The organism is Psychrobacillus sp. BL-248-WT-3, assembly GCF_012843435.1.
Taxonomy (GTDB): Bacteria; Bacillota; Bacilli; order Bacillales_A; family Planococcaceae; genus Psychrobacillus.
In genome coordinates, this window is record NZ_JABAFC010000037.1 from 1 (window position 1) to 12,547 (window position 12,547).

10 protein-coding genes are annotated in these 12,547 nt (G+C 37.2%); 7 read left to right on the forward strand and 3 right to left on the reverse strand.

What is annotated here, in order from left to right:
• Positions 1-417: 417 nt before the first annotated feature.
• Entirely contained in the window at positions 418-1,569 is a 1,152-nt protein-coding gene (locus HF876_RS15470) for an MFS transporter (RefSeq protein ID WP_169360957.1), read from the reverse strand.
• Positions 1,570-1,738: 169 nt separating this feature from the next.
• Here HF876_RS15470 and HF876_RS15475 point away from each other — a divergent pair, with 169 nt between their 5' ends.
• On the forward strand, positions 1,739-2,632 hold the full coding sequence (locus tag HF876_RS15475; RefSeq protein WP_240949794.1) for a M15 family metallopeptidase: 894 nt from the start codon (positions 1,739-1,741) through the stop codon (positions 2,630-2,632).
• Between the two features lie 64 nt (positions 2,633-2,696).
• Here HF876_RS15475 and cls read toward each other — a convergent pair whose 3' ends face one another.
• Positions 2,697-4,151: a cardiolipin synthase gene (gene cls, locus HF876_RS15480; RefSeq protein ID WP_169360958.1), complete on the reverse strand. Its 1,455-nt coding sequence runs from the start codon at positions 4,149-4,151 to the stop codon at positions 2,697-2,699.
• Between the two features lie 188 nt (positions 4,152-4,339).
• Between cls and HF876_RS15485 the strand changes: the two genes are divergently transcribed.
• Genes HF876_RS15485 through HF876_RS15500 form a run of 4 tightly spaced genes read left to right on the forward strand, consistent with a single transcriptional unit; the run spans position 4,340 to position 9,272 of the window.
• Complete coding sequence (locus HF876_RS15485) at positions 4,340-5,269, forward strand: ABC transporter ATP-binding protein (RefSeq protein WP_169360959.1); 930 nt, start codon at positions 4,340-4,342, stop codon at positions 5,267-5,269.
• 11 nt (positions 5,270-5,280) lie between these two features.
• Positions 5,281-6,555, forward strand: coding sequence for an ABC transporter permease (locus HF876_RS15490; protein ID WP_169360960.1), 1,275 nt, complete (start codon positions 5,281-5,283; stop codon positions 6,553-6,555).
• Positions 6,552-7,661: an ABC transporter permease gene (locus HF876_RS15495; protein WP_169360961.1), complete on the forward strand. Its 1,110-nt coding sequence runs from the start codon at positions 6,552-6,554 to the stop codon at positions 7,659-7,661. Before HF876_RS15490 ends, HF876_RS15495 begins: the two co-directional genes overlap by 4 nt.
• Before the next feature lie 15 nt (positions 7,662-7,676).
• Positions 7,677-9,272: an aminotransferase class V-fold PLP-dependent enzyme gene (locus tag HF876_RS15500; RefSeq protein ID WP_169360962.1), complete on the forward strand. Its 1,596-nt coding sequence runs from the start codon at positions 7,677-7,679 to the stop codon at positions 9,270-9,272.
• Positions 9,273-9,359: 87 nt separating this feature from the next.
• Here HF876_RS15500 and HF876_RS15505 read toward each other — a convergent pair whose 3' ends face one another.
• Positions 9,360-10,580, reverse strand: coding sequence for a helix-turn-helix domain-containing protein (locus HF876_RS15505; protein WP_169360963.1), 1,221 nt, complete (start codon positions 10,578-10,580; stop codon positions 9,360-9,362).
• A gap of 148 nt (positions 10,581-10,728) precedes the next feature.
• Here HF876_RS15505 and HF876_RS15510 point away from each other — a divergent pair, with 148 nt between their 5' ends.
• On the forward strand, positions 10,729-12,030 hold the full coding sequence (locus HF876_RS15510) for an MFS transporter (RefSeq protein WP_169360964.1): 1,302 nt from the start codon (positions 10,729-10,731) through the stop codon (positions 12,028-12,030).
• Between the two features lie 131 nt (positions 12,031-12,161).
• On the forward strand, positions 12,162-12,515 hold the full coding sequence (locus HF876_RS15515) for a VOC family protein (protein WP_169360965.1): 354 nt from the start codon (positions 12,162-12,164) through the stop codon (positions 12,513-12,515).
• Positions 12,516-12,547: the final 32 nt, after the last annotated feature.

Below are 12,547 nucleotides of genomic sequence, written 5' to 3' on the forward strand. Positions count from 1 at the left end.
GAGCCATAAAAAAATACCCCCCAACAGGTAAACAGATTTTTGTTTTTTCATCTGTCTACCTATTGGGGAGCATATCATGTAGATGATTTCACGTTTTCTTTATTGTTTAGGAAATTATAAAGTTTTGAATCTGTGGATAAATTGATGTCTAGCTCCACCACCTTGCCCCTCGGGGTCAAATGGATAAAAGTTCCGGTGGCTGAAGAGCTGCCTCCTCACTTTTTCCCATTTGCCTGTCGGGGCAAAGATAGGCGGTTACGCTTTTCTGGATGTCTAGCTCCACCACCTTGCCCCTCGGGGTCAAATGGATAAAAGCTCCGGTGGCTGAAGAGCTGCCTCCTCACTTTTCCCCATTTGCCTGTCGGGGCAGACATAGGCGCTTGCGCTTTTCTTGTTTTGTTTAAAGTTCTTTAAGACTTAATAGCTAAACTTTTTTCTAGACAGAACAATAAGTATAATAGCTGGAACCGTGCAAAATGCCATTCCTAAAAAGGCTAGTTTTGGTTCTATATCATATAAATAACCACCAGTTAGTGTTAGGACGGCACTACTTAAACTCATGGATAGAGCAGCATAAATTCCTTGGGCAGCAGGTATGAGCCTTTTGTCTAGTGTTCTAGATATATATTGAATAAAGGCATAATGTGCAACTCCAAAAGAAACGGAATGTAGTGCCTGAGTGAGGATAAACATCCAAACCGATGGAAATAGATAGATTCCAATCCAACGAATGGTGGCGCCAATCCCGGCTAAGAGAAACATCCAAGATACTTTCTTATTTGAAAATAACTTGTCAGCAATAAGAAAGAATACAATTTCAAATATAACAGCAACATTTAAAATGATTCCGATATAAAGGCTGTTGACTCCGATATCCTGAAGATAAATAAATCCATAATTATTATATGATGCGTGAGACCCCTGTATAAGTACAGTTAACGTTAAAATAATGATAAATTGCTTAGAAGTAAAAAGTTCTTTCCATTTAACAGAGTTTTCTTTTGTAGTTCTCAAGGGTATTTCACTCAAAGAGGCTGGCATTGGTCTAGAATAGGTCAGCATGATGATTGCAAGTGCAGCTAACATCGTCCAGAGTATTGCTTGCTCGTCCCATATAGCAGTTACTCCTCCGATAAACAACAGGGCAAACATGAAGCCGACTGATCCAAAGGAACGGCTTTTTCCATAGTGAACTTTGTCTTTTTGCATAAGAATGGATGCACTACTCTCCATAGCAGGTAATAAGTTAGGATAGATTAAGCTAAACAAAACAGTAATAGTTAATAAAGAATAAAAAGAATTAAAGGGTATGTATAAAACAAGTGCTGCAAAGGAAAGTAACGCGAGCAAGCGAAGCACCTTCTGCATACTATACTTACTAGTAGCTCGTGGGAATAAGGCAAACGTGGAAAAGGCTCTTGCAAGCATTCCAGCACCCATAATAACGCTAGCAGAGGTGACACTAAGGCCTTTAGCATTGGTTAGATAACCGGTCCAATAGGGCATAAACACTCCCCATGTGAAGAAGAACGTGAAAAAATTAATGGATAACCATTTTTGAGAATTCATAGAATGACCTCTTTACTTTCGACTTATTAAAGCTAAGTAAATGAGCTAACTAGCTGTAATAACTGTCTAGATTTAATTTTTGGTACGAATTTATTTTCGCATAAGTTACAATTTTGAAACGAGTTTAATAACATTATAAAGCATTTTAAATTGATTAGGGATAAGTTCTATGAAAAATGTTAAACTAGTAATATCGCTAATTGGAAAGAAGGAAGAGCAAGGGATGCAATCTAGATTTAGTTTAATGAAGGCAAAAAAGAAAAGAAAGTGGCCAAAAATTGTAGTTAGTATTATTTTGGGTTTAATAGTTGTAAGTGCCGTGGGATGGATTGGTATAAATGATTGGAATATAGATAAAAGTTTAAAGGCGTTAGGTATTACAGTTCAGGAAGAAAAACATGAGGTTGAACTAGAGAAACCAACGCAAGTAATAGAGGAAGCAAAAGATCCAGTAAAAGAGGAGCCTCCAATTGTAGAGGAGCCTATAGAAGAAGTAGATCGTTCAGGGGCAAAAGGTTATGAAGGCAATGAAACTTTACCTGCCGAGCCAACCTATGTGGATGGAATTTTAATAGCAAGCAAGCAATATCCCCTACCTGCCACTTATGCACCTGGGGAAAGTAAAGAAGCAAGACAAGCTTTCGAAGCTATGGCAGCTGAAGCAAGGCTTTCCGGTTACGAATTAGTAGCATTTAGTACATACCGTTCTTTTGACTATCAACAGCAGCTATACAATAGATATGTGAGCAATGATGGAGTGGAAGCTGCAGATCGATATAGCGCTCGCCCTGGATACTCTGAGCATCAAACCGGGCTTGCATTCGATATTGGAGAATTACACTTTGAGCAGCACTTCGCAAGAGAGAGTTTTGGGGAGACGCCAGCTGGCCAATGGTTAGCTTCTAACGCTCATAAATATGGATTTATTATGCGTTTTCCAAATGGAAAAGAAAAAATTACCGGGTATATGTATGAGCCATGGCATTTTAGATATGTAGGATTGGACCATGCAGCTAAAATATATGAAGCAAATACAACATTAGAAGAATATTTAGGCATATAAGAAAAAGATCCCATCATTCGTGGGATCTTTTTCTTGTATTAAGGCAATGGCTTAAATCATCGTTTTATAAAATTGGAGATATTAGTCGAGCAAGTGATTCCTTAAACTTAATCATAGTCGACCGTTTTTCATAAAGTTCCCATGTAAGTTCAGTAGAAAGCTTCATATCCTCTTCAAATAACTCCGCTAATTGATGGGAAGTTTCATTGTCATAAATAAATGCGTTTACCTCGAAATTTAACTTGAAACTTCTAACGTCAATATTAGCAGTAGCTACAGTAGAAGCTTCATCATCAATAACAATCATTTTCGTGTGTAGGAATCCATTTTCATAAATGAATACTTTTGCCCCAGCTTTGATAAGCTCTCCAACATATGAATAGGTTGCCCAGTATACAAATAAATGGTCAGGCTTGTTAGGTATCATAATTCTTACGTCTATACCTGAAAGACAAGCTACACGGAGAGTATCCATAAAGCTAGCATCTGGTATGAAATAGGGGGACTGAATATAAATGTATTTCTTCGCCATCATGATTAATTTTAAATAACCATTTTTAATTTGCTCCCACTCAGAATCAGGTCCACTCGAAACAATCTGTAATCCAACAGAACCCTTCAAAGGGATAGCTGGGAAAAAACGATCGGAATATTCGATATCGTGTTCTGCAGAAGCTTGGTTCCAATCGAGTATAAAACGAGTTTGGAGCGGATGAACGGAGCTTCCTTCAATTCTAAGGTGAGTATCTCTCCAGTAACCAAATTTCTTTTTCTTACCTAAGTATTCATCACCGACGTTGAATCCTCCTATGTACCCAATTCGTCCATCAATGACTACTATTTTGCGGTGGTTTCGGTAGTTCATCCGTGGGTTGATCAATGGAAGAATGGATGGAAAGAATGCTTCCACGCGTCCGCCTAGCTTAATGAGCTCATGAAAGTGTCGCTTTCGTAAAGAGCGAGAGCCTGTATCGTCATACAGTATGCGAACCTTTACTCCTTGTTTAGCTTTTGCTAGTAGAACCTTATAAATCTCTTGTCCTAAATTATCTAAACGGAAAATATAGTATTGAATGTGTATATGGTCCTTTGCATTTTCTAAGTCGAACAAGAGGGCATCAAACTTTTCACGCCCGTCTGTAAAGATATCCACTTTGTTATCTTGTGTTAAAACGGCATGGTTATTATTAAGATGCATAATAATCAAATCTTTGTAATGACTAGCGTCATCCAATCTAAAATCAAAGGATTCATCTTCAATAGCTTCCATTTGAAACTCAATTAATTTATCGATACCTATTTTACTTTTCCCTTCCCAGCGAAAAAGGGTTTTGCGTCGCAATCTTCTTCCAAACAGTAAATAAATACCGAAACCTAGGATGGGGATGAAGAATAGAACTAAAATCCATGCCCAGGTGGAGGACGCATCTCTTCTCTCTAAAAATATTAAGGCGATTGCCAAAGAAATATTTAAAATTAGTATGCCTGTACCAACAAAACCGTATATACTCGCAGCCAAAATTACACCCCCAACCCTTTTATATCTGTCTTTTCTAGTATAGCCGATTTAGTTAAAAGAAAGAAGAATTGTAACATATTGAGTAAACCTATAAGCATAAGTAATTAGCAAAATGAAATATACATATAAGGTGTTTGAATAGTCTGATATAATCAAGGTGGGAATTTAGACTTAAGGAGATGGGGAAAATGCTTCAAGCAAAAAATCTTCAGAAGAAGTTTAAAGAAAAAGAAGTAGTGAAAAAGATAAATTTGGAGCTTGGTACAGGAGAATCAATTGGATTGTTAGGTCCAAATGGAGCAGGAAAATCAACTACTATATCCATGCTTTCATCATTAATGAAGCCTACAAGTGGAACTGTTCTTTGGAATGGGACTTCCATTGAAGGGAATCCTCAAATGCTTCGTAAGAATTTAGGGGTGGTACCTCAAGAAATAGCCTTGTACCCAGAGCTTACAGCACAAGAAAACCTAGAGTTTTTTGGACGAATTTATGGGCTGAAAGGAAAAAATTTAGAAACACGGGTGGAGGATGTGCTTGAAAAGATTGGTTTAAGTGACCGGAGAAAGGACAGAGTAAAAACCTTTTCCGGTGGGATGAAGCGTAGACTTAATATTGGAGCGGCTTTACTACATAAGCCTTCCTTTCTCATTATGGATGAGCCTACTGTAGGAATAGATCCTCAGTCTCGTGCTTACATATTAGAGGCCGTAAAGCAGCTTGTAGAGGAAGGTATGACGTTACTTTACACAAGTCACTATATAGAAGAGGTAGAGCTGCTTTGCGAAAAGATATACATTATGGACCAAGGTGAAATTATTGCATCGGGAACAAAAGAGGAATTAAAGTCTTTAGTATCCGACCAACAAACAATTGAGTTAAAGGGTCATTCGCTTTCAGTTGCATTTGAGGAAAGCTTACAGAAGCATTTTCCAACTGCTAACATCCATAGGGAAGAAGAAAAACTTTTAGTATCTCTTTCTAAGTTTATGGAGCCATTATCAAGTATTTTTGCAGTTGCTGCCGAAAACGAAGTGACGATTACTTCTGCAGTAGTTAAAATTCCTTCTCTCGAGGATGTTTTTTTACATTTAACAGGAAGAGCTTTGAGAGACTAGGGGGGAATAGAATGCTTTTTAATTTAATTAGTAAGCAACTAAAGGTGATTGTTCGTAATAAGCAGCCGCTTATTATCCTTTTAGCTATGCCTATTATCTTGATTACTATTTTATCATCAGCCTTGGCTGGGATCATGGATACAGACGGATCTTCTGCTATTCAGGCTCACTTGGTAATTATAGATGAAACTAGCTGGGAGAAGGAACAGGCATCTATTACAGCCTTTCTAAAAGAGTCTGGACTGGAAGGGTCAACTCTTAATACTCTTTTGCAAACGTTTGAAGAAAACGATCCTACTAATGTTTTGCAAAATTCAATTCTCCTCTCTAAGGAAATGGAGAAATATGTAAAAACAACTAACGAAGATATATCTAATCTAGAAGATTTAAGAAAGAGTGATAATGTGGATGGTATCTTAGTCATTCCTGATAACTTTAGATTAGATTATATTAAACAATCTTATTTTGACCAAGGAAATAAGCCGAGTTTTGAGTTGTTATTAAATCAAGAGAATGAAATAAGGTCATCTATAATTGCTTCAATTCTTGAGGAGTGGAAAAAAGGGTATAGCCAGTCAATGGCGTTAAATAAAGTGGGTATAACTCCAAACGAAGTAATGGGTCAAACAATTGCAGTACAAAAATTAGAGCATTTAATGAATGAGGGTGAACGTACTATTCCATCTTCCGTTTATTACTCTGTGGGAATGCTAGTAATGTTTGCTCTTTATATACCCTCCTTTTTGGCAGGATTTGCGTTACAGGAAGTATATTGGAAGGTTTATGACCGAATCCTTTTAGCAGGAGTATCCTCAACCTATTACACTCTTTCTATATTTATAACAGGGGCAATTGTAGCGTTACTACAACAGGCGATTATATTGCTATATGGAAGCCTGGTGCTGGGAATAGACTGGATTGGCATACAGGCTATGATTGTAATAGTCATTAGCTTCAGCTTATTTATCGGGGGACTTTCAGCACTTTTAACGGCCTTGCAATTTAAAACGGGAACTGAAGGTATTGCTAATGTGTTTAATGGATTAGTCATTACTATTTTCTCCTTCTTAGGAGGCTCCTTCTTTAAAATTAGTGATGTATCCGAGACACTTGGTGACATCGGTGGCTATACCCCTAACGGAGCCACGATGAAAGCAATTCTTTCTATTCAAACTGGTGATTCTGTTGGTGTGATATGGCCACAGATGTATGTGCTATATATCGGTCTATTATTATGTGTCAGCTTGTCCATTATAGTATTTCCTAAAAGAGGTGTGACATCATGAAGGGCATTTGGATTGCAAGAGCTCAAAATTTAAAGCGAAAGCCGTTGGTTCTTCTAACAATGACCTTTATGACAGTTGTCCTCGCCTATGTTCTCAGTGGTGGTGTAGGTGGCCAGCAAGCAATTTTTATCACTAATGATCATTCCAAAACAAGTAGTGACGTATTAGATAAATTAAAATCTTTAGAGGATTATTCCTTTCATCCACTATCTAAAACTGAGTTGGAAGAGAAGATAGAAGGGGATCCTGACTTAATAGGAGTGTTACTTACAGAGTCTACGTATACAGTCTTGAGCAGTGCAGAAACAGATGTCGTTAGAAATGTATCTTTAATAATAGAAGCTGCATATAACGAACTGGCCTTTGAGAAAAGAATAGTAGAAGTTGGCGGTAGGGATAAGTGGAATGAAGTGAATAGAATTTTAGACGATGAGGAAGCCTTTGAAATCGAGATTAGCGCTATGAATGAAAAGCAGACCTTTCGATATGATGGAGCTCTGCAAAGTTTATTTGGTTATATGCTCTTTTTTGTATTTTATACCATCTCAACAAATGTTCAATTTATATTGGAAGATAAAAGAACAGGAGTGTGGAATCGTCTAAAGTTAGCTTCTATTAGCCGGACTAAATTATATTTCGGGCATTTATCTTTTAGCTTTCTAATTGGTTTTTTGCAAATGCTTTTAGTTTTGTTAGTGTTCCGATTTATCGTAGAAACTAATATGTATGGAGCATTCTCGGAAATAATTATTATATCGAGTATTTATGTATTATTAGTTTTGGCGATATCATTAATAATCATTTCCCTAGCCAAAACCGTTAGTCAAAGTGGAGTTATTGTTTCCTTGCTGGCAGTGGCTTTCGCTATGTTAGGTGGGGCATATTGGCCACTTGAAATTGTTCAATCAGAAGGGTTACTGAATATGAAATGGCTGTCTCCTATTTACTACGCGATGGAAGCATTAAAAAGAGTTACCATTTATGGGGAAACCTTAAGTGCTGTATCCGCGTACCTATGGATGATGCTTTTATTAGCGGCTACGTTTATAGCAGGGGGTATATATTTATTAGAAAAGAAAACAGAACGTGGCCATTCTAGTGAGTAAAAAGGGGGAATGGAAATGTACTGGTGCAAAGTAGCGAGAACAAATGAAGAATTTGAAGCTATCGCAAAATTAAATTATGAAACATTCGTAGAAGAAATTCCGCAACATGAAAAAGATCCAAGTGGAATGAGAGTAGATCCTTTTCACCATGAAAACGTTTATGTGATTGTATTAAAAGACCAAGAGCTTGCGGGAATGGTAGCCTTTAGAGCGGAGCGTCCATTCTCATTAGACAAGAAGCTAGGACCAGTAGAAAATTATCTTCCAGAGGATGCCCTAAAAGGGGCACTCTGTGAGGTCCGTTTACTAGCGGTAGATAAAAAGCATCGAAATGGGCGTGTTTTTTATTATTTAGCTAGAGCACTATCTGACTTTGCATATGAAAATGGATATGGAGCGGCTGTTATTTCGGGAACAGTAAGAGAGCAAAAGCTGTATAATCAGCTTGGTTTTGAGCCTTTTGCAAATCCAATCGGAGCAGAGGATGCCTTATTCGTCCCTATGGTATTAACGAGAGAGCGCTTTGATAATTCGGTTGCTGCACGCTTTAAGCAGAAAAGGTATTCTTTTTATCCAGGTCCTGTTCACCAGGTTAATGTAATCAAAAATGCTTTTCAGGAAGATCCACTCACCCATCGTTCTCATCAATTTGAGGTAATGCTTGATCGAGTTAAGCAAAGGTTAAATGAGTTGAGTGGTGCTAAATACGTTCACTTACTTATAGGAACTGGTACTTTGGCGAACGAAGCAATGATTGCACAATTGAAGGTGTTGGATGAAAGGGGTCTAATCTTAACGAATGGAGCTTTTGGAGAGCGTCTTCAAAAACAGGCATTACGTTGGGGATTAGATTATAACGTGGTTAACTATGATTGGGGACAGGCTTATGATTTAGAGGCCATTGAAAAAAAACTTGCGCTTGGAAATTATAGCTGGCTACTAATGGTTCATGGGGAAACCTCGACAGGGATGCTAAATGAATTAGAAAAACTGAAAGACATTTGCGGTCGTTATAATGTATTGCTCTGCGCTGACTGTGTTAGCTCGTTTGGATCTCTCCCATTCTCTATGGAAGGATTATATTTGGCTACAGGGGTCAGTGGAAAGGCAATAGGTACCATGAGTGGAATTTCTTTTGTCTTTGCCAATTCAGAAATAGTCTCCTGTGAGCGTATTCCTGCCTATTTAGACATAGGCTTAACGACAAACTCCCACGTACCCTTTACAATGCCATCCCAACTTATCCATAGCCTAGAAAATGCCTTAATGGCCTATGACGATGGGGAAAGATATAAGCTTTTACATAAACGATGGATGTATATTGAAGAGGAAGTTAAACGACATAATATAGAGCTCTTTACAAATAACACATATCCTATGATATTCACATTACAAGAAAACCAATTTCCACACCTCGCTGAGGATGCAAGAATGTCAGGCTTTGATTTACATTATAAAAGTGAATATTTAAAAGAAAAAAGCCTTATTCAAATATCCTGTATTCAGCCAGATTTTGAAGTTGCATGGACGAAATTCATCAATTGGTTTGCCAATTACCGTCTATATCATGAAGGAAAAAGTAAGTCGCTTTTTGAATCAAGTAGCCTGTGAATAGTGGGTAATAATGAACGCAACATTAAATAAGGCTCATTGTAACATTGGTTACAATGAGCCTTACTTATGTAAGTATGGAAAGATTTAATCTGTATTAATCTGTTTATAAGTCTCTTGGATAAAAGTTTTATAAGGAGTGTCTGGCATCTTGCTTACATTGTCATAAGCCTTTTTCGCAGCCTCTTTTGCTTTAGCTCTTTGACCAATGGCTTTATAGCACAGGGATAGGTATGCATCTTTCTCGTAAAAAATGGATAAATCAATCGGATGACTGAGAGCATCATGAATGACTACTTGCTCTAGCTGTTCAATGGCAGCTTCAAATTGCTTTAAACCGTAATAAGTTTTCCCTCGCTCTAATACAAAGTAAGGGGTAAAAATTTTATCTTTTGCTAATGTATATGTTTGAAATATTTTTTCAGCCTCTTCATATTGATATTTATAGGAATTTAAGTAATGGATTTTAGTAATCAAAGAGAAGTACTCGGCATCTGGATCATCTGCAAAGATTCCATATGCCTCTATTTTTTTTGCGTAATACTCTATTTTCTCCTCGTCTTTTTGCATCATTGCATGGGCAGAAGCGATTCTATAAAGGTCATCTAAGTGGTAAAAGGTTTTGTTTTCCTTTGAATACTCAATTGCTTGGTCCATTAGCTTTAAGGCAGATTCATAGTTTCCGATTGCGTAGTACAAGGCTGTCTCGGTATAGTCAAAGTCAAGTCGAGAAACGGGGTCAATCCATATACCAGTATTTTCTAGTTCTGCCCGTTCCTGTTGGAGAATATGCAAGGCGTCCTCGTAATTATGCTCCTGAAATTTGACCATTACTCTAACAATTCCTATTTTAGCTCGTCGTGAAGTAATGTTTAGCTTCTCATAAAGCTCTGCTGCTTGATTCAATGATTGTTCCCAGTCTTTTTTATGTACTTGGTACATACAACGACTGTACATTTCTAACAAGCGGGCTGACTCATACCCATGACCGATTTTAGGTAAATATGGCTCAACTAATTGTATTAATTGCTCATATTCATCGGATAGATCATTGTAGTGTGTATTAAAAAGATGCTCCGCCTTCTCAAGAACTACGCGTAGTTCTTGTCCACTTACTTCCTCTAATAACTCCGAAACATCTACGTTCAACTGTTTTGCGATATATTGAAGGCTTTCCATAGAAGGCTTCGCCTTATTATTTTCGATTAGACTGAGCATTCCCTTAGTTAGCTCAGAACCTGCAAGTGCCTCTAGAGTCATCTTTTGTTGCTTTCTCAATGTACGTATTCGCTCTCCAAGCGTCTGCATAGCTTCACCTCATTTATTGTTAGTTTAATTATATTAAACTTTTTGTTGAAATGGAAGAACGGATATGATATTATTTGTTTAATAAAATTAAACTTTTAGTTTTTTCAGAACAAATAGAAAGAAAAAGCTAAACAAAGGGGAAAAAATTATGGAAGAAATAGTGAAGTTGAAAAAAGCTACTTATCATTTATGGACATTCACCATTAGTAAGCTCATATCGATTTTTGGCGCTCAAGTTTATGCATTTGCTATCAGTTTTTATATTCTACAGCTAACTGGCTCTGCAACAAGCTTCGCGACAAACCTAATATGTAGTATTTTACCTAGAACTCTACTTGCTCCTTTTGCGGGGTATGCTGCTGATAAATACTCTAGAAAAGGAATTATTATTGGAGCTCAAATTGCCAGCTCGTTGGCGATAGGTGGATTATTAATCTTCAGTATAAATGCAGAATTGTCATTGATTGCGATTTATATAACAACGGTCATCTTATCCATTACCTCAACGTTTTCGGGAGTAACATTTAGTTCTTCCATGACGGGGCTAGTAGATGAAGCGAGAATACAAAAAGCGATGTCTTTAAACCAGATGTCTATTTCCTTTGCGGCGATTGGAAGCCCAGCGGTAGGGGGGATATTATATGGAACAGTGTCTATGCCGGTGTTTTTAGGAATTTATTTGACAGCGTCTATGATAGCGGTAGTTTTAGAATCTACAATGAACTTTAAATTATTTGCTACAAGAAAAGAAGTGGTGGAAGGGGCTCCTAAAGAGTCGATGCTACAAAGCATCAAAGAAGGTTTTAAATATTTAATGAAAAAGCCTGTCGTAAAAATAATTATTTTTATCTCTTTAATAGTGAACTTTTTGTTTGGGGCTTTTCAGGTTGGATATTCGTTTATCCTCATCGAAAAATTAAAGCTTGATCCAGTCCATTTTGGTTATACAGAGATGGCCTTTGCTGTTGGAATGCTGTTAATGTCTATTTACTTCTCAAGTACGAAGGAGTTAAAATATCCTCTTTTTGTTTCTAAATGGAGCATAGTATGCACAGGGTTTTTATTGGCTTCAATTGCGACTCCACTATTAATGAACATGTCTTATTTGGGGACCGTGTTATTTTATATTATAATCCTCTTTATTTTTGGAGTGACTATGATGGTCACTAATACACCAATAATGGTCATGATGCAAAAGACAATAGATGATGATTATAAAGGCCGTGTATTTTCTATTTTAGAAACAGGGTCAATGGCTCTAATGCCACTTGGTATGGTTGTTTTTGGGTTTCTGTATGATGTGTTTTCTGCAGAGCTTATCCTAATTACTTCGGGAGTTCTATTAGTAGCTACCGTTTTAGTGCTTGCAAGGCCATCGGTTATTAGAAAAGCACATCCAGAGCTTGCGAAAGGGAAAGTGGAGACTACACCAGCCCCACAGCCAGAATAAAATCTGCTCTGGCGGAACAAGAGGGGAGTTGGTCCATTACAACAGCTATAAAAATGGCGATTACCCAATAAGCCCCCGCTTCGAGGATGTTAAATGTGGATAGTTAACAGTCAATTAAAAGGAGGGGTTCTTTGAATAGCCCTATATTAAAGCAAATAGGAACATTATTTATTCCAGTAAGAAATATAGAACAAGCTAGAGATTGGTACTGCGATATTTTGGGGATAAAAGTAGACGGGGATATTCAGTATGGTCATCTTTACGTTTTACCTATGGAAGGCGCAGGGATAGTATTAGATAGTAAAATTTATTCAGAGGATAGCATATTCAAAGTGCCAGCATTTCATTTCAATACTAAAAACATTGAAGAAGCATTTCAATATATGAAGGATAAAGGAGTAAATCTTCTTACAAAAATTGAGCATAATCATTATTTTAATTTTAATGATCCTGATGGGAATACTTTAATGATATGTAAATGTTAAATTTGAGAGTAATTCAAATAAAGGCATCGTAA